The sequence below is a fragment of the Desulfatitalea alkaliphila genome, assembly GCF_022968795.1.
GTDB lineage: Bacteria > Desulfobacterota > Desulfobacteria > Desulfobacterales > Desulfosarcinaceae > Desulfatitalea > Desulfatitalea alkaliphila.
Genome location: NZ_JALJRB010000016.1, coordinates 52,337 through 70,882, shown reverse-complemented (window position 1 = coordinate 70,882; position 18,546 = coordinate 52,337). Strand labels below are relative to the sequence as shown.

At 62.8% G+C, this 18,546-nt stretch carries 16 protein-coding genes; 12 read left to right on the top strand and 4 right to left on the bottom strand.

Features of this window, described 5'->3' with window-relative positions; genetic code table 11:
• The first annotated feature begins 20 nt into the window (after positions 1-20).
• Positions 21-1,049: a uroporphyrinogen decarboxylase/cobalamine-independent methonine synthase family protein gene (locus MRX98_RS14085; protein ID WP_246910565.1), complete on the top strand. Its 1,029-nt coding sequence runs from the start codon at positions 21-23 to the stop codon at positions 1,047-1,049.
• A 135-nt stretch (positions 1,050-1,184) separates the two neighbouring features.
• On the opposite strand, the gene MRX98_RS14080 is transcribed toward MRX98_RS14085, so the two are convergent.
• From MRX98_RS14080 to MRX98_RS14065, 4 genes are all read right to left on the bottom strand, one after another.
• Entirely contained in the window at positions 1,185-2,354 is a 1,170-nt protein-coding gene (locus MRX98_RS14080) for an iron-containing alcohol dehydrogenase (protein ID WP_246910562.1), read from the bottom strand.
• 1 nt (position 2,355) lies between these two features.
• The gene (glpK, locus tag MRX98_RS14075; RefSeq protein ID WP_246910559.1) at positions 2,356-3,867 is read right to left on the bottom strand and encodes a glycerol kinase GlpK; all 1,512 of its coding nucleotides are present in this window, start codon (positions 3,865-3,867) and stop codon (positions 2,356-2,358) included.
• A gap of 136 nt (positions 3,868-4,003) precedes the next feature.
• The gene (gene glpB / locus MRX98_RS14070) at positions 4,004-5,272 is read right to left on the bottom strand and encodes a glycerol-3-phosphate dehydrogenase subunit GlpB (protein ID WP_246910531.1); all 1,269 of its coding nucleotides are present in this window, start codon (positions 5,270-5,272) and stop codon (positions 4,004-4,006) included.
• A 36-nt stretch (positions 5,273-5,308) separates the two neighbouring features.
• Positions 5,309-6,874, bottom strand: a complete 1,566-nt coding sequence (locus tag MRX98_RS14065) for an FAD-dependent oxidoreductase (protein ID WP_246910528.1) — start codon at positions 6,872-6,874, stop codon at positions 5,309-5,311.
• Positions 6,875-7,118: 244 nt separating this feature from the next.
• On the opposite strand from MRX98_RS14065, the gene MRX98_RS14060 reads away from it, so the two are divergent.
• The 11 genes from MRX98_RS14060 (at position 7,119) to hcp (ending at position 18,523) form a co-directional block, all read left to right on the top strand.
• A complete protein-coding gene (locus MRX98_RS14060) occupies positions 7,119-7,964 on the top strand; it encodes a DeoR/GlpR family transcriptional regulator (RefSeq protein WP_281432359.1) in 846 nt (281 codons plus the stop codon).
• Between the two features lie 354 nt (positions 7,965-8,318).
• Positions 8,319-9,407, top strand: coding sequence for an ABC transporter ATP-binding protein (locus MRX98_RS14055; RefSeq protein ID WP_246910500.1), 1,089 nt, complete (start codon positions 8,319-8,321; stop codon positions 9,405-9,407).
• Positions 9,408-9,437: 30 nt separating this feature from the next.
• Complete coding sequence (locus tag MRX98_RS14050) at positions 9,438-10,523, top strand: ABC transporter ATP-binding protein (RefSeq protein WP_246910485.1); 1,086 nt, start codon at positions 9,438-9,440, stop codon at positions 10,521-10,523.
• Positions 10,523-11,410, top strand: coding sequence for a carbohydrate ABC transporter permease (locus tag MRX98_RS14045; protein ID WP_246910483.1), 888 nt, complete (start codon positions 10,523-10,525; stop codon positions 11,408-11,410). The genes MRX98_RS14050 and MRX98_RS14045 overlap by 1 nt, the downstream gene beginning before the upstream one ends.
• Positions 11,407-12,210 (top strand): carbohydrate ABC transporter permease, encoded by an 804-nt coding sequence (locus MRX98_RS14040; RefSeq protein WP_246910480.1) that lies wholly within the window; start codon positions 11,407-11,409, stop codon positions 12,208-12,210. The genes MRX98_RS14045 and MRX98_RS14040 overlap by 4 nt, the downstream gene beginning before the upstream one ends.
• Before the next feature lie 12 nt (positions 12,211-12,222).
• Complete coding sequence (locus tag MRX98_RS14035) at positions 12,223-12,501, top strand: DUF2160 domain-containing protein (RefSeq protein WP_246910477.1); 279 nt, start codon at positions 12,223-12,225, stop codon at positions 12,499-12,501.
• A gap of 202 nt (positions 12,502-12,703) precedes the next feature.
• On the top strand, positions 12,704-14,437 hold the full coding sequence (locus MRX98_RS14030) for an ABC transporter substrate-binding protein (protein WP_246910473.1): 1,734 nt from the start codon (positions 12,704-12,706) through the stop codon (positions 14,435-14,437).
• 274 nt (positions 14,438-14,711) lie between these two features.
• Positions 14,712-15,401 carry a Crp/Fnr family transcriptional regulator gene (locus MRX98_RS14025; protein WP_246910466.1) on the top strand — a complete coding sequence of 230 codons (690 nt, stop codon included), beginning with the start codon at positions 14,712-14,714 and terminating at the stop codon, positions 15,399-15,401.
• A 112-nt stretch (positions 15,402-15,513) separates the two neighbouring features.
• Entirely contained in the window at positions 15,514-16,539 is a 1,026-nt protein-coding gene (locus tag MRX98_RS14020) for a dihydroorotate dehydrogenase-like protein (protein ID WP_246910451.1), read from the top strand.
• A 26-nt stretch (positions 16,540-16,565) separates the two neighbouring features.
• A complete protein-coding gene (locus MRX98_RS14015) occupies positions 16,566-16,802 on the top strand; it encodes a DUF1858 domain-containing protein (protein WP_246910436.1) in 237 nt (78 codons plus the stop codon).
• Between the two features lie 59 nt (positions 16,803-16,861).
• Entirely contained in the window at positions 16,862-18,523 is a 1,662-nt protein-coding gene (gene hcp, locus MRX98_RS14010) for a hydroxylamine reductase (protein ID WP_246910433.1), read from the top strand.
• The last annotated feature ends 23 nt before the right edge of the window (positions 18,524-18,546 follow it).

Genomic DNA, 18,546 nt, shown 5'->3' with positions numbered 1-18,546 from the left:
CCGCGCGGAAAAGGAACTGAATGGACAACCCCATCCCCGGCAACCTGCTGACCACCGCCATGGCGGTCATGCCGCACACCGATGTGGAGCGCGCCCTGGAAACGGCCCTCTCCCTGGATGTGCCTTTCTGGCCCCAGTTGCCCAACTACAACTACTACGAAGACATGTATGTCCAGGCCGCCGAACACTTTCCGGGCATCGTGCTGGACATGAAGAAACGCACCCTGCGCTTCTCCATGGACAAATTCGCCGAAGAACTGGAAGGCGTGCTGTCCCGTTTCGGCGATCCCGAAATGTTCGACATCAGTACCACCTACTCGGCCTTATACCACCGGTTCCTCGAGCTGGACCTTTCCGAGCGGCCCGCCATCCGCGGTCAACTCGAAGGCCCCATCAGCTTCGGCTTCAATGTGCTCGACCAGGACGAGCGGCCCATTCTCTTCGACGACACTGTGCGGCCCTTCATGCTCGACTTCATGGCCCAGCGCCTGAACGTCCAACTGGCGCGACTGCGGCAGCTCAATTCCAACGCCTTCATGTTCGTCGACGAACCGGGCCTGCAGTTTCTCTTCTCCGCCATGGCGGGTTACGGCGACATCAAGGCCAAAGGGGACTTGGACCAATTCTTCTCCCAGGTGGACCGTCCCCGGGGCATCCACCTCTGCGGCAATCCGGACTGGGATTTCCTGCTCAACCTGGACCTGGAAGTACTCTCGCTGGACGTCTACACCAACGCGGAGATCTTCGCCTCCTACGCCCCCGCCATTGGCCGCTTTCTCGACCGCGGCGGCATCATCGTGTGGGGTATCGTGCCCACCGGCTTCGAAGCCTTCGCCCAGGAAGAGATCCCCACCCTGATCCAGCGTCTGGAGACCGTTTGGCAGACCGTGTGGGCCAAGGGGGTCGACCGGGACCGGACCATCGCCCAAGGCATGCTATCCCCCGCCACCTGCTGCCTGGTCAACCCCGACAAAGAGCGCACCGTGGAACGCGCCTTCGCCGCCGTCAATCAAATGGCCGCCGCCCTGCGCGACAAATACCTGCGCTGACAAAAGGGGGACGCAAAAGGGGGACGTTCATGAAAATATGAATTTTCCGTTTCATCTGCTTGCACAGCAACTATCGCGCAAGGAAAATTCATATTTTCATGAACGTCCCCCACCCGTCCCCCTTTTCGTCCCCCACTACATTGCCTGGGATACGATCTTGGCGAGTTCTTCTTCGCTCAGCGGGATCGGGTTGCCTTTCATGCTGCTGGCGGCCTTGGCCTTGGCAACCAGCGCCGGCACGGCTTCGGATGTGAATCCCCAGTGGCGCAGGGATGGAATTTGCAATTGGGAGGATAGTTGTTCCAGCCAGGCCACCAGATCCACGCCGCCGGCGTCGGTACGACCGAGCATGCGCTGCGCGGCCTCGTCGAAACGTGCCAGTGCAGGGCCGTCCGGTTGCCGGCGGGCAAGGGCCTCCAGGTTGACGGCCACCGCCGCAGGCAACAGCCTTGCGCACAGGGCGCCGTGGGGGGCCTCGATCATGCCGCCCAACGGTCCGGCGATGCCGTGCACCGCGCCCAGTCCGCCGTTGGCCAGGGCCAGACCGCTGAACAACGCGGCCAGGGACATCTCGGTGCGGGCCGCCAGGTCATCCCCCCGGGCCACGACCCGCGGCAGGGCCCGCGCCGCCCGACCCAGCGCCTCCCGGCACAATGCGTCGGTCAGGGCATTGGCCTTGGTCGACACGAAGGCTTCCAGCAATTGGGTGAGCGCGTCACAGCCGGTGGCGGCGGTGATGTGGGCCGGTGCATCCACCGTCAGTGCCGGATCCACTACGGCGACAGCGGGCAGCATGCCGGGGCTGCGCAAACTGACCTTGACCTGATGATCACGGCTTTTGAGCACGGCGTTGCGGGTCACTTCGCTGCCCGTACCGGCGGTGGTCGGAACGGCGATGCAGGGCAGCGGCGCCCGGTCCAAGGGTCGGCCACGACCGATGATCTCCAGATAGGTCTCCACCGGCCGGGTGTTGGTCGCCAGGGCGGCGATGGCCTTGGCGGCGTCCAGGGCACTGCCGCCGCCATAGCCGATCACCAGATCGCAGCGTTGGTCCCGCGCCATGCGCGCGCCCTGGGACACCTGCTCGACCTCCGGTTCGCCCGCCACGGAGAAGATGTGCCATTTCATTCCTTCTGCTTCCAGTCGCCGCCCCAACGCCAGGGCCGGCACCGTCCGGCGGCCACAGACCAGCAAGGCCCGGCGCCCCATCGTCGCCGCTTCGGCGGAAATGCGTGCCGCCACGCCGGCGCCGAAGAGGATCCGGCCGGCGGTGGCGAAATCGAAATCGGGGGTTGAAAGCGACATGTCAATCGATCCAGTTGAGGGTGCGCTCCACCGCTTTCTTCCAGCCGGCGATGCCCTTGGCCCGCTGGTCGGCGTCCATTCGCGGCTGCCAGGTTTTGTCCATGGCCCAATTGGCCTTGAGTTCGACGAAGCCGCTCACGAAGCCGCTGGCCAGGGCGGCGGCCGACGCGGCGCCCAGGGCGGTGGTTTCGGTGATTTTGGGACGAATCACCGGCACGCCCAGGATATCAGCCTGGAACTGCATCAGCAGTTCATTGACCACCATGCCGCCGTCCACCCGCAAACTGCTCAGGGCCACGCCGGAATCCTTCTGCATGGCCTCGGCCACATCCAAGGTTTGATAGGCCACCGCCTCCAGCACCGCCCGGGCGATGTGGTTGCGGTTGATGAAGCGGGTCAATCCCACCATGACGCCCCGGGCGTCGGAGCGCCAGTAGGGCGCGAAGAGGCCGGAGAAGGCCGGCACGATGTAGGCGCCCCCGTTGTCCGGCACCTTGGCGGCCATGGGTTCGATTTCGGCGGCGTGCTGGATGAACTTCAAATTGTCCCGCAGCCACTGCACCAGGGCGCCGGCGATGGCGATGGACCCCTCCAGGCAGTAGATCGGCTTGCGGCCGCGCACTTGATAGGCCACGGTGGTGAGCATGCCGTGGCGGCTGGCCACCGCCGTTTCACCGGTGTTGAGCAGCAGAAAGCAACCGGTGCCGTAGGTGTTTTTGGCTTCACCTACGTCGAAACAGGCCTGGCCCACCAGGGCGGCCTGCTGGTCGCCCAAGGCCCCGCACACCGGCACTTCGGCCCCCAGGGGGCCGTCCTTGCGGGTGGTGCCCCAGGTGTCCACGTCGATCGAGGGCACGATGCGCGGCAAGATGGACGGCGGCACGCCGATGATGTCGCAAATCTCATCGTCCCAGGACAAAGTGTGCACATCCATCAACAAGGTCCGGCTGGCGTTGGTGACGTCCGTGACATGGGCGCCGCCGTCCGGTCCACCGGTGAGCCACCAGATGATCCAGGTTTCGATGGTGCCGAACAGCGCATCGCCGGCCGCGACCCCTTGCCCCGCGGCGTCCACATGGTCCAGGATCCAGCGGGCCTTGGGCCCGGCGAAGTAGGTGGAAACGGGCAGGCCGGTCTTTTCCCGGAAACGGTCCTGCCCGCCGTCGGCGGTCAACCGTCGGCACATCTCATCGGTGCGCATGCACTGCCAGACGATGGCGTTCATGTAAGGGCGACCGGTGCGTTTGTCCCACATTACCGTGGTTTCCCGCTGGTTGGTGATGCCGATGGCCGTGATGTCGGTGCCCCGCAGGCCTGTTTTGGCCAGGGCGCGGCGAATCACCTCCCGGGTGTTGTGCCAGATCTCCATGGGGTCGTGCTCGACCCAACCGGCTTGGGGAAAAATCTGGTGGTGCTCCTTCTGGGACTCTCCGACGATACGACCGCGGCGATCGAAAACGATGAAGCGGTTGCTGGTGGTGCCAAGATCCAAGGCGCCGATGTAATCTCCCATAATCCCTCCATTGACATTGGACAGTTTCCATCGGAAATGCACCCCCGGAAGCTGGGATGGCTGCTGTGCCATCATATACGAGGGCCGGCTTGAATGCCAATCGTTCTTCGCTGAGCGGCATCGAACGGTACGCTGTTCAAATCAAAGCCGCACAAGCCCGCACGGCGGCGTAGGCCGTGGCGATGGCCAGCCCGCTGCCGCACTTCTGGCGCACCCAATCCTGGTGGGCCAGAAGGGTGCCGGCGGCGAAGAGGTTGTCGTGAACAAGCCGCCCCCGGCCGTCCACGGGACGAAAGGTCTCATCCACCGCCACCCCGGCCCGATTGATGGGATGGCCTTCAGGGGCCAGCAGATCCTTGTGATGCCAATCGGCGCGATGGGGCGGTTGTACCACCGGCAGCTGGAAAAGGGGTTCCCTGATACCGTGCCGATCGGCATGCAACCCTTTGCCGAAAAAACGGCCGCTGCACAGCACTGCGCCGCGGGCGGTGAAGTGCTGTTCCCCGGAGGGCGCCGCCACGCTGAAACGCCATCGCCCGTCCGGCAGGCGTCGCGCCCCATCGACCCATTGCTGCCACAGGGAACGGACCCCCATTGCGGGCAACGCCGTTTCGAACAGCTCCCGCAGGCGCAAACCGCCGACGGCCGGTAGCATGGTGGGAATCTCGAAAACCGGCACCCCCAACCCCTGCTGCAGCTCCGCCACGACCGCCGGGCTGTGATAAAACCCCAAAACCGCCGGCAGGCCCACGGCGGCCGCTTCGCCCAGGTGGGGACCAATGGCGGCGACCAGCTTTTCCCGCGCCGGCACCGTATCCAGGGCGCGGGCCAGCCGTTCGGGAAGCAGTTCCCCATGGGCTTCGGGAAAGGCGATGCGCACCGGGGTCAGTCCGGGCCAGACACCGGCGAGGGTGGCGGCGATCTGGCGGGCGCTGTATCCTTTCAATCCGTGGAAATCCACCAACAAACAAGGGACCCGGCGGGCCAATGCCATAGCGCCCGGCGCCATGGTACAGGGCAACGCGTAGGTGGTCTTCAAGGTGCCGACGGCGGTCGGAACGGTCTGGTTGCGATGGGGCCGGGTGATGTAGGGGTGGCCGTTGGCGGCGAGAAAAGCCAAAACCGTCCCTAACGCCCGCTCGATGGCGGGATTATCGATCAAGGCATAGGGATGCTGCGGTTGATCCGCGCGCAAAGCGGTGATGCCTTGCCAGGGGTCTTCAAGCGGCGTGTGACCGCCCACCGGGTGCACCCCGAGCAGGTCCAACAGTCCGCTGGCAAAGCCGAGGGCGCCCGTCCGCCCCACCAGCACCGTGTCCAGACCGCGGCGCACCGCAAACAGCGCGGCGGCCAACCCGGTCAAGCCGGCGCCGATGACGACCACATCGCAGCGTTCATCGTTCATCGCAATTGCCCCTGTTTTTGGGTCGGCACGGGACCTTCAGTCCAGTTCCAAACCGAAGAGGCCGCAGTGCATGGCCTCGAGCAACTCGGCCTGGGCCAGGGGAAGATCCCACAGCAAAGGCCGTTGCCCGCGCCAGCGCTCACGCAAAAACAACCGCAGTTGCTCGATGCCCACATCGCCCGCCAAATGGCCGCGATCATAGAGGTAGGCCGCCAGCCGCTGACTGCAGAAAGTCCCCTGGCAGGGGCCCTTGCCGATGCGGCTGCGCAGGGCGACGGCATTGAGGTTCGGCCGACCACCCAGCGCGCCGAGGCCGGCCACGATCTGATCCACCGTGCTCTGGGGCACTATCTCGCACTCGCACAGCAACAGATCGCCGCCGGCCTTGCGGCGCCACCACTCCGCGGGTGCCAGCCCCGGCTGGGTCCAGCGTTCGGTGGTCGCATCGGGCAACGGTTCACAGTGGGTGCGGCAGGGTGCGACCACCCCAAGCCGCTCGCACACGAGGTCCGCGGTTTTCTCAGCCATCAAACGGAAGGTGGTCAACTTACCGCCGGTGATGGTGATGAAGTTGGCCAAGCGTTCCGGTGCCCGGTGGTGATCCATGAGCAGAAAACCGCGGCTGGCGGCCCGATCGTCACCGTCGCCATCGGCGAATGCCGCCCCATCGCCGGGCAACGGCCGCACGCCGCAAAATGCGCGGATATAGCGGCTGGTCGCCAATTCGGGGATCATGGCCGCGCCCTGTGCGATGATGGCATCCACCTCATCGATCTCCGGATAGACACCGTCGGGATCGGCCACCCGCGCCGAGGTGGTGCCGAGCACGGATACGGTGCCGCCGGGCACCAGGATGTCGCCGTCCGTGGGGCGGCGCAAACGGTTGATCACCCGTGAGGCCAAACGGCTCTGAGTAACCAGCAGGGTACCCTTGGAACAGCGCATGGGCAGCGGGGCGCCGGCGAGACCCGCCACCGTGCCGGCCCAGGCGCCGGCGGCATTGACCACCACATCGGCCGCCACGAAAAGATCGCGCCCCGTGATTTCATCGCGCAACCGGGTGTGGCGAATGCGACCGGCATGCACCTCGAATCCGGTCACCCGGTGATGGCGCAACAAACGCCCTCCCGCTTGCCGGGCACCGGCCATATTGTTGAGGGATAACCTGAAGGGGTCGATGGTGGCGTCATCCACGGCAAAGGCGGCGATGAGCCGCCGGGAAAGGGCCGGCTCCATCTCCAGGGCGTCTTTCGGTTCCACGGCCATGACCGGAACGCGACAGCGACGGCAGGCGTCGGCGAAATCGGTGATGTAATTTTCATCATCGCCCGCGACAGCCACGAACAAACCGCCGGTGGCCTCGATACAGTGGGGCGCGATCCGTTTCAAAATCCGATTTTCGGCATGGCATTCAGCGGCGGCGGCCGCATCGGAGGCGATGTAGCGGGCACCGCTGTGCAGGAGACCATGGTTGCCGCCCGAAGCACCGGCGTTGACATCCTGCTTGTCCACCACGACGCAGTCAACGCCGCGCATGGCCAAGTCACGCGCCAAACCGGTACCGGTAACGCCCGCACCAATGATCAGCACTTGGGTTTGCATCGCAATATCGCCCTTCTTTCAGGATCAATTTGCGCCAAGGGCCCGCGCCGGGGGTTTATGCTTGTGAATGAACCGTCCGGATGTTACTTCTTTGACATTGGCGAACATGCACCCACATGCAAACGCATATTGAATATTTAGCAAATTTATGCACAACTGTCACCTCGAAAATGTTCATTATTGAAAGTTTTATTTTCATAATATTACACATCGAATATCGTCTCGCCAAACCAACGGAGGCCCGATGACCCACCGTACCGATGCCCCTCCCCATGATCCCGATCAGGCGCCGGCCCGGACGCCGGACCATCTTGCACAACGATCCGGCCGCCTGACGCCCAACGAACGCCACACCCGCATCAAGCAACTGGTGCAAGCCAGCGGCTTCATGACCATCGAAGGCCTGGCGAACCAATTCCAGGTCACCCCCCAGACCATTCGCCGGGACATCAATGCCTTGAGCGAGGCGGGCGAGATCCAACGCTTTCATGGCGGTGCCGGCATCGCTTCGAGCACGGAAAATGTGGCCTACAAGGAACGCAAAATCATCTGCTTTCAAGAAAAGCGGCAGATCGCCGCACGGGTGGCCGAGCAGATCCCGGACCATGCATCCCTCTTCATCAACATCGGCACCACCACCGAGGCCATCGCCCAGGCCTTGGTGCACCACAAACGGCTGCGGATCATCACCAACAACCTGAACGTGGCCAACATCCTTTCCGCCAACGAAAATTTCGAACTGATCGTCGCCGGCGGTCTGTTGCGGCACCGGGACGGCGGCCTGATCGGCGAGGCCACCATCGACTTCATCCAGCAGTTCAAAGTGGATTTCGGCATCATCGGTATCAGCGGCATCGATCTGGACGGCACCCTGCTCGACTTCGATTACCGCGAAGTGCGCGCGGCGCGCGCCATCATCGACAATTCGCGCAAAGTCTTTCTGGCGGCCGATCACACCAAGTTCGGCCGCAACGCCATGGTGCGTCTGGGCAGCATCGCCGAAATCCACACCCTCTTCACCGACCGACAGCCGCCCGGCAGCCTGGTGGAAATCATGACCGCCGCCGAAGTGCGCTTGATCGTGGCCTGACAGTGGGCCAAAGCGGCCGCTGCGCATTGGTATTCAGCCAATACAACCTTGACCCTGATTTTCATCTTCGAAAGACAATTTTTCACTTGCGAAACAGAAATGGGGTTGATATAAAATGATCATGGTTTAAGATGGCGTCGTAAAAGGCGAGTATCGACATAGCGCCACGCTCCGCTTTCAAGCGGGTAGCAGATGACAGGATCAACAAAATCCGAAATGCGTGGTTTTCCTTTTCGCAGGACCATCGGCCCATTCTTTCCAAGCACTACGGCAAAAGTGCCACCACACCCGCACCACCGGATACGAACGGGATGAAATGCCGCCTTGCGGTAGAATCGGATCGGGGAGCCGGCAATGGGGCTGCTGCTTGAAGGGGTCGACAAAATCGTCGGCCGTGAAATCCATTTAAAGGACATCCAGCTCGAACTCGCCACGGGTTCGCGCACCGTCATCCTAGGCCGCACCCTGGCCGGCAAAACCTCCCTGCTGCGTTTGATGGCGGGTCTGGACAAACCGACCCACGGTCGTGTGCTGGAAGACGGCCGGGACGTCACCAAAGTGACCGTGCGCAAACGCAGCGTGGCCATGGTGTACCAGCAGTTCATCAACTACCCCTCCCTGACCGTCTACGACAACATCGCCTCGCCCCTCAAGCTGGCCGGCATACCCAAAACGGAGATCGACACCAGGGTGCGCCGCACGGCGGCCATGCTGCACATCGACAATCTGCTCGACCGCCTGCCCTCGGAACTGTCCGGCGGCCAGCAGCAACGCACGGCCATCGCCAGGGCGCTGGTCAAGGAGAGCCGACTGCTGCTGCTCGACGAGCCGCTGGTCAACCTGGACTACAAGCTGCGCGAAGAGTTGCGGGTCGAGCTGCAACAGATTTTCCAGCAGCGGGATGCCATCGTGGTCTACACCACCACCGAACCGGCCGAAGCGCTGATGCTCGGCGGGGACATCGTGGTGCTGGACGAAGGACGCATGCTGCAAGTCGGGCCCACGGCCCAAGTCTATCGCCGACCGGCCACCACCCGGGTGGCGGAGATTTTCTCCGACCCGCCGATCAACTTTCTGCCGGGCAAGGTGCACCAGGGACGGGCGCATCTCGGCAAAGACATTCACATGCCGTTGCAACAGCATATGCAGGGTCTGGCGGAGAGCGACTACACCTTCGGCGTGCGATGCAACCATCTGTGCATCGCACCGTCCGGCGCCGACGACATTCAGTTGCGCGCCGTAGTGGAGCTGAGTGAAATCAATGGGTCGGAAACATTCATTCATGTGGTCTACGACGGCCACCGGCTGGTCATCCAGCACAATGGCGTGCAGCAATTGAAAATCGGGCGGGAGGTGCCGGTCTACGTCAACCCCTGCCAATTTTTCGTGTTCGACGCGGCGGGCCGTCTGGCAGCCGCCCCCGGTGAAGCCTGCCGGGTCTGAGGGCACCGCGAAACCGAGGAGAGTGCTTCCATGGCGCGGATCGACCTGGAGGAGGTGGCCCACAGCTATGCTCCCCGCACCCAGTCGCTGCAAGACTATGCCTTGAAGCGAATCCACATCACCTGGGAAGACGGCGGGGCCTACGCCCTGTTGGGACCATCCGGTTGCGGCAAGACCACCATGCTCAACATCATTTCGGGCTTGCTGGTACCGAGCCAGGGAAAAGTCCTTTACGACGGTCGGGATGTGACCGCCATGGCCCCGGAACGGCGCAACATCGCCCAGGTCTTCCAGTTCCCCGTGCTTTACGACACCATGACCGTGGCCGAAAACCTGGCCTTTCCCCTGCGCAACCGCGGCGTCGCCCCCGACCGGATCCGCCACCGGGTCAAGGAGGTGGCGGACATGCTGGATCTGACGGGCGTGATCAACAAAAAGGCGGCGGGCCTGAGCGCCGACGCCAAGCAGAAAATCTCCCTGGGGCGGGGCCTGGTGCGCGATGATGTGGCCGCCATTTTGTTCGACGAGCCGCTGACGGTCATCGACCCCCACCTCAAATGGCAATTGCGCCGCAAACTCAAGGAGATCCACGAACGGTCCCGCACCACCATGGTCTATGTGACCCACGATCAGGTGGAGGCCATGACCTTCGCCGACACCATCGTGGTCATGTATGAAGGCGAAGTGGTCCAGGTGGGCACGCCCGAGGCGCTTTACGAGCAACCCAGACACAAATTCGTCGGCTACTTCATCGGCAGCCCCGGGATGAACTTCCTCGCCTGCCGGCTGGAAGGCGACACGGCCCATGTCAACGGCGCCGTCATTCCCCTGGATTCCGAAACGGCCGAAGCAGGCCGCCGGGCCAGAGGCAAACTGGAATTGGGCATCCGCCCCATGCACCTGGAAGTGCACAGCCGGCAGGTCAGCGGCGGCGTACCGGTGGCGGTCCGGCTCATCGAAGATCAGGGCGACGCCAAGATCGTCACCACGGCATTGGACGGTCAAACGGTGGTGGCCCGGATTCCCGAGACCCACCCGGTACCTGGGGAAAAAGCCTGGCTGCGCTTTCCACCCCAATGGACCCGACTGTTCGCCGACGAAAGGCTGGTGGGCTGATGATGGAAAAGTGGGAAGACAATCGGGCGTGGTATCTGGTGCTGCCGGTCTTCGTAGTGGTGGCCTTCAGCGCCATCATCCCGTTGATGACCGTGGTCAACTATTCGATCCAGGACATCTTCGGACCGGGCAACGCCGTCTTCGTGGGCACCGAGTGGTACGAAGAGATGCTGACCGACAAACGGCTGCACGATGCCCTGTGGCGGCAGTTCATTTTTTCCGGACTGGTGCTGCTGATTGAAATTCCCCTGGGCATCCTCATCGCCCTGGCCATGCCCAAAAAGGGGTGGGGCGTGTCGGCCAGTCTGGTGACCCTGGCCATACCGCTGCTGATCCCCTGGAACGTGATCGGCACCATCTGGATCATCTTCACCCGCCCCGACATCGGCCTGTTCGGCGTTTGGATCAACAGCCTCGACTTGCTGCAAGTGCCCTTCGACCACACGGCCCGCCCCCTGTACGCCTGGATCACCCTGATGGCCATGGAGGTGTGGCACTGGACCCCCTTGGTGGCCCTGCTTTGTTATGCCGGGTTGCGGGCCATACCGGAAGCCTACTACCAGGCGGCCCGCATCGACGGGGCCTCGGCCTGGGCGGTGTTTCGCTACATCCAACTGCCCAAAATGCGCGGCGTGCTGACCATCGCCGTGCTGCTGCGCTGGATGGACAGCTTCCTGATCTACGCCGAACCCTTTGCCCTGACCGGCGGCGGGCCGGGCAACACCACCACCTTCCTGTCCATCTACCTGGTCAAGCTGGCCACCGGCCAGTTCGACTTGGGGCCGGCGGCCGCCTTCTCCCTGATCTACTTTCTCATCGTGCTGTTGTTCTGTTTCATCTTTTACCAGGCCCTGCTCAACGTCGGCAGAGGAGAAAAGATATCATGAGAGTCCGCAAGCGCACCTTGGCCCTGGCGGCCTATTTCTTCCTGTTGGTGCTGCCCATCTACTGGATGCTCAACATGTCGCTGCGCAGCAACGCCGACATTCTCAGCACCTTCTCCCTCTATCCGGTGGACATCACCTTCAACAACTACATTAAAATCTTCACCGATTCCGGCTGGTACATGGGTTACGTCAACGCCATCATCTACGTGACCATCAACACCGTGATCTCCCTGGCCTGCGCCCTGCCGGCGGCCTACGCCTTTTCGCGCTACCGTTTTCTGGGAGACGGGCAGATGTTCTTCTGGCTGCTGACCAACCGCATGGCACCGCCGGCCGTCTTCTTGCTGCCCTATTTTCAGCTCTATTCCACCTTCAATCTGATCGACACCCACATCGCAGTGGCCCTGGCCCACTGCCTGTTCAACGTGCCCCTGGCGGTGTGGATTCTGGAAGGCTTCATGTCCGGGGTGCCCAAGGAAATCGATGAAACCGCCTTCATCGACGGCTACAGTTTCCCGCGCTTTTTCATCACCATCTTCATCCCGCTGATCCGGGCCGGCGTGGGCGTCACCGCCTTCTTCTGCTTCATGTTCAGCTGGGTCGAGCTGCTCTTCGCCCGCACCCTTACGGTAACCCAGGCCAAACCCATCGTGGCCACCATGACCCGCACCATCAGCGCCACCGGCCTGGACTGGGGGCTGCTGGCCGCCAACGGCATCCTGACCATCGTACCGGGCGCCCTGGTCATCTGGTTCGTGCGCAACCACCTGGCCAAGGGATTCGCTCTGGGTCGCGTATAGGGAGGCGTTAAAATGGGTCTCGAGTGGATGTACTGGACGGTCCCTACGGCCATCTTTTTCATCGTCATCTTTCTGCTGATCATGGGTATGCTCGTTTGGGAGTTGGTATCGCCCACCCTGGTACGCCGTGGTTTTCTGAGAATCCCCACCACCCGGGGAACGCGCTTTTTCGTCGGTTTGCTGGGCACCGCCTACATTCATCTGGTCTGGATCGGCTTCACGGATTTGAATTTGTGGATTGCACTGCCTGTATCGGCAGTATGGGTTTTCACCGTAATGCGGTGGGGTTGACAGCCACCGCCCAAAACACCCGATGCACCACCAAGTCGATGCAATGCATTTGCCCAAGGAGGAAAACAGCCGCCGGTGCGTCAGCTCCCGGCACTGCCACCCGATCCGGACGGCCGACAATCGCCCGACGCCCCTGCCTTCACGCCGGCGAACCCCGTCCGTCATGCCCATCCCACCCCTGAAGGCGCAAAGGAGGTTCCCCATGAGAGTCCGATTGAAAAAGACACTGCCCCTCGTCATTGCGGCGACGTTCATTCTCGCCCTGGCGGCCGCTCCGGTCGCGGCGGACATGGCGGCCGCCAAGCGGTGGGTCGAAACGGAGTTCCAGCCGTCGACCCTGACCAAGGAGGAACAACTCAAGGAGATGGAGTGGTTCATCAACGCCGCCAAGCCCTACAAGGGCATGAACATCAAGGTGGTTTCCGAAACCATCCCGACCCACGAATACGAAGCCAAGGTGCTGGCCAAGGCCTTCGAGGAGATCACCGGCATCAAAATCTCCTTCGACTTGATCCAGGAAGGGGACGTCATCGAAAAGCTGCAAACCCAGTGGGCGTCGGGGCAAAACATCTACGACGGCTGGATCAACGACTCCGACCTGATCGGCACCCATGCGCGCTACGGTTATGTGGTCCCCCTGTCCGATTTCATGGAGGGCGAGGGAAAGGACGTGACCCTGCCCACACTGGACATCGACGACTTCATGGGCATATCCTTCACCACCGGACCCGACGGCAAAATCTACCAGCTGCCCGACCAGCAGTTCGCCAACCTCTATTGGTTCCGTTACGACTGGTTCAGCCGGGAGGATTTCAAGAAGCAGTTCAAGGAGATCTACGGCTATGAATTGGGGGTACCGGTCAACTGGTCGGCCTACGAGGACATCGCCGAATTCTTCAGCGAACACGTGCGCGAAATCGACGGCAAGGCGATTTTCGGCCACAACGACTACGGCAAGAAAGCCCCCGATTTGGGATGGCGCTTCACCGACGCCTGGCTCTCCATGGCAGGCGCCGGCGATGTGGGCATCCCCAACGGCCTGCCCGTTGATGAATGGGGCATCCGCATGGAAGGATGCGTCCCGGTGGGCGCCACCGTGGCGCGCGGCGGCGCGGCCAACGGTCCGGCCGCCAAGTACGCCTTGCGTAAGTACATGGAGTGGCTGCGTAAATACGCGCCGCCCGGCAGCCTGGGCATGGACTTTTACACCTACCTGCCCTTTCTGGCCGGCGGCAGCGTGGCGCAGCAGATCTTCTGGTACACCTCGTTTCTACCCAACATGGTGGAACCCGGCCCCACGGTCAACGCAGACGGCACGCCCAAATGGCGCATGGCGCCCTCGCCCCACGGCCCCTATTGGGAAGAAGGGATGAAACTGGGCTACCAGGACTGCGGCTCGTGGACCTTCATGAAGAGCACCCCCCTGGAACGGCGCAAGGCCGCCTGGCTTTTCGCCCAGTTCTGCGTGGCCAAAACCACCTCTTTGAAAAAGGCCCATGTGGGCCTGACCCCCATCCGCGACAGTGACATCCGCCACGCCTCGTTCACCGAACGGGCACCCAAACTGGGCGGCCTGGTGGAGTTCTACCGCAGCCCGGCCCGCGTGGCCTGGACCCCCACCGGGGTCAACGTGCCGGACTATCCCAAACTGGCCCAGCTCTGGTGGCAAAACATCGGTGAGGCGGTTTCCGGCGAAGTGACCGTGGACACGGCCATGGACAACCTGGCCAACGAGATGGATCGGGTCATGGAGCGCATCGCCCGGTCCAAGACCCAAGGCGAATGCGGCCCCAAACTGAACCCCGAGCGGGATGCGGACTACTGGTTCAAACAGCCCGGCTCCCCCAAGCCCAAACTGCAGAACGAAAAGCCCAAGGGCGAAACCGTGGACTACGACAAGCTGATCCAGGCCTGGCGCGAAGGTCGTGCCAAATAGCCATCAACCTATTTAGCCGGGCTTGGTGATGACCCGCAACAAATCCGGCGGCGCCTTGCCTCACGGGCAAGGCGCCGCCGCCTTTCCGAATTCCGGCCCGCCGCGCCATGGCACCTCGATCATCGCGCCGGCTACGGCACCGGACCGTCCGCCCGCCTGAATCCCTCTCTTGACAACCTGACGGCAGACAGCTCAAATAGAGCATAGACAAACACGCCCCCAAACGGCACCTGGCCGGCCGGGGCACCCCGCCCACCCTCAGCAAAGGCGCAACATGGCCCCGGTAGCTGCCGCCACCTTACCGTCTCCCCTGTTTGCGGACATCGCGCAACACGATATCGATGCCATCCTGCAATGCGCCCGCATGATGCGGTGCCCGGCGGGCCAAACCCTTTTCCGCCAGGGCGACCCGGCCCGGCGCTGCTTCATGGTCATCGAGGGACGGCTCAAGCTGAGCCAACTGCACGAACAAGGCAAGGAGGCCCTCATTCGTTATGTCGGCCCGGGGGAAACCACCGCCGCCCTGGCGTTGTTCAAGGACCGCACCTACCCCCTTACCGCCCGCGCCGTGGCGGACACCCGCACGGCCGCCTGGGACAAGGCCGCCCTGGAACATCTGCTCGACCGCCACCCGCGCCTGGCGCGCAATCTGCTGCGCATGGCCCTGGATCGCCTGGAAGAGATCCAGACACGCTACCTCGAGCTGCGCACCGAGCAAGTGGAGCGGCGCATCGCCCGGGCCCTGCTGCGCATCATGCAGCACGCCGGCCGCCACACCACCGGCGGCGTAACCATCGATCTGCCCCTGAGCCGCCAGGAGCTGGCCGACTACAGCGGTACGACCCTATACACCGCCAGCCGCACCCTCAGCGGCTGGGAAAAAAAGGGCTGGATCCGGTCCGGCCGGGAACGCATCGTGATCGCCGACCCCCATGCCCTGGTGCTGTTCAGCGAAACGCCATAAAACCGGCCGCCTGTTTGCGCCGGCGCAAAGACACGGTGACCGACACCGGGTAGGCTGGCGATCAAAACGGTGGCCCGCGATCAAGGACAAACCAACGAAAGGAGCGCACCCCATGGATCTGAGCACCTCATACCTCGGACTGACATTGAAGAGCCCCATCATCGCCGGCAGTTCGGGCATGACCGGCTCGGTGGAGAAGGTCAAAACCCTGGAGGCCAACGGCGCAGGAGCCGTGGTGCTCAAATCGATCTTCGAAGAGGAGGTGATGAACGAGTACGCCGACTTCATCAAAACCGCCAAGGAGACTTACGGCGATCCGGAATATTTCGACTACCAGGGCCAACGAAGCCCCATTGCGTACTACGACTACGTGATCCGGGAAGAGAACCTCAACAAGTACATTCAACTGCTGGAGGCGTGCAAAAAGGCGGTCTCCATCCCGGTGATGGCCAGCATCAACTGCTTTTTCCACTCCGTGGAGTGGCTCTCCTACGCGGTCAACCTGCAAAAAGCGGGAGCCGACGCCCTGGAGCTGAACATGTTCTTCCCGCCCACGGACTTCAAGCACACGGGAGCACAGAAAGAAGCGCTCTATTTCGAAATCGCCGAGAAGGTGACCCGGGCGGTCTCCATCCCCGTGGCGCTCAAAATCAGCCCCTACTTCACCGACCTGGGCCCCATGATCCAGCGCCTGTCCAAAACCGGCATCAAGGGGATCGTGCTGTTCAACCGTTTTTTCAGTCCCGACTTCGACCTGGACAAACTGGAGGTGAAACCCTCTTTCGTCTTCAGCACCCCGTCGGAGCTGGCCCTCTCCCTGCGCTGGGTGGCCGTGATGGCCAACAAGGTGGATTGCGACCTGGCTGCCTCTACCGGCGTCCACGACGTTAGCGGCGTAATCAAGCAACTGCTGGCCGGCGCGGCGGCCGTGCAGGTGGCCTCCACGCTCTACAAAAACGGTGCCGCTTACTTGCAGGAGATGAACACCGGCCTGGAACAGTGGATGGCCGGCAAACGCTACCAGCGGCTGGGCGATTTCCAAGGCAAACTGAGCCAGGAGCGCAGCACCGACCCGGCCATTTACGAACGGGCCCAGTTCATGCGCTACTTCGGCGGCAAGAAAAACGTCACGCTCTGATGCGGCAAACAAGAGAGGTGTTCCAGATGGCACTTGACGGCGACATGACCGTTCAAGAGACCCTGCGCCGCCATTCCGGCGCCCTGGCCTTTTTCATCGAGCGCCGAATGTTGTGCGTGGGGTGCCCCACCGAAGCGTTCCACACCCTGGCGGATGTCGCCCGCATACACGGGTATCCCCTGGAGGCCTTCCTGGAGGCACTGGAAGCCGCGATCAAGGGCGAAAAAGAGCCGCCACGCGATGCCGAAAGGGGGAACCGATGAATGCCGCCGCCCTGCGGGAGTGTGCTCCCGTGGATAACAACCAAGGAAGGAGTTAAACCATGTTCTGCTTTCAATGCCAGGAAACCGCCAAAAACACCGGCTGCACCGTCAAAGGCATGTGCGGTAAACCCGAAGAGACCGCCAACCTTCAAGACCTGCTGATTTTCGTGCTCAAGGGCATCGCCGTGTACGGTGAACAACTCGATCAGATGGGCGCCGCGGATCGCGACAACGACGACTTCATCGTCGAAAGCCTGTTCGCCACCATCACCAACGCCGCCTGGGACGATGCGCGCTTCAGCGAAGCGATCCAGGAAGGGTTGCGCCGCCGCGACCGCATCCGCGCCAAATTCCTCGAAACCTACAAGGCCAAAAACGGCCGCGATTTCGATGGCGCCCTGCCCGATGCCGCCACCTGGAACGGTGCAGCCGACACCTTTGCCGAAAAAGCCAAGGCGGTGGGCATCCTGGCCACCGGGAACGAGGATGTGCGCTCTCTGCGGGAGATGCTGACCATCGGGCTGAAGGGCATCGCCGCCTATGCCGACCACGCCGCCATTCTCGGGTTCCGCAAACCGGAAATCAACGCATTCATGCACACCGCCCTGGCCTCCACCACCCGCGACCTGAGTGCCGACGAGATGGTGGGACTGGTGATGAAAGCCGGCGAGACCGCCGTTGCCACCATGGCCCTGCTGGACGAGGCCAACACCACCACCTACGGCCATCCCGAAATCTCCGAAGTGAACATCGGTGTCGGCGCCAACCCCGGCATATTGATTTCCGGCCACGATCTGAAGGACATGGAGGAGCTGCTGCAACAAACCGAGGGCACCGGGGTGGATGTCTACACCCACGGTGAAATGCTGCCGGCCAACTACTATCCCGCCTTCAAGAAGTACAACCATTTCGTGGGCAACTACGGCGGCTCCTGGTGGCACCAGAACAAGGAGTTCGAAGCCTTCAACGGCCCCCTTCTGCTCACCACCAACTGCCTGGTGCCGCTGCGCAAGGACAATACCTACCTGGACCGGCTCTACACCACCAACGTGGTCGGCTATGTCGGGGCGACCCACATCCCGAACCGGCCGGCCGGCGGCAGCAAGGACTTTTCGGCCTTGATCGCCCAAGCCAAACAGTGCCCGCCGCCGACGGAACTGGAAAGCGGCGCCATCGTGGGTGGTTTCGCCCACAACCAGGTGCTGGCCCTGGCCGACAAAGTGGTCGATGCGGTCAAATCGGGAGCCATCAAGCGCTTCGTGGTGATGGCCGGCTGCGACGGCCGCCAGAAGACCCGCGCCTATTACACCGAGGTGGCTGAAAAGCTGCCCGAGGACACGGTCATTCTCACTGCCGGCTGCGCCAAGTACCGTTACAACAAGCTGCAGTTGGGCGACATCGGCGGCATTCCCCGGGTGCTGGATGCCGGCCAGTGCAACGACTCCTACTCGCTGGCGGTCATCGCCCTGAAGCTCAAGGAGGTGTTCGGCCTGGACGACATCAACGACCTGCCCATCTCCTACGACATCGCCTGGTATGAACAGAAGGCCGTGGCGGTGTTGCTGGCCCTGCTCGCTTTGGGCGTCAAGGGGATCCGCCTGGGCCCCACCCTGCCGGGATTTCTCTCCCCCGGCGTGGCCAAGGTGCTGGTGGAAAAGTTCGACATCAAACCCATCGACACCGTCGAAAACGACATCGCGGCCATGATGGCCGGCCGCTGATCAACCACACCGTCAGGCCGCCC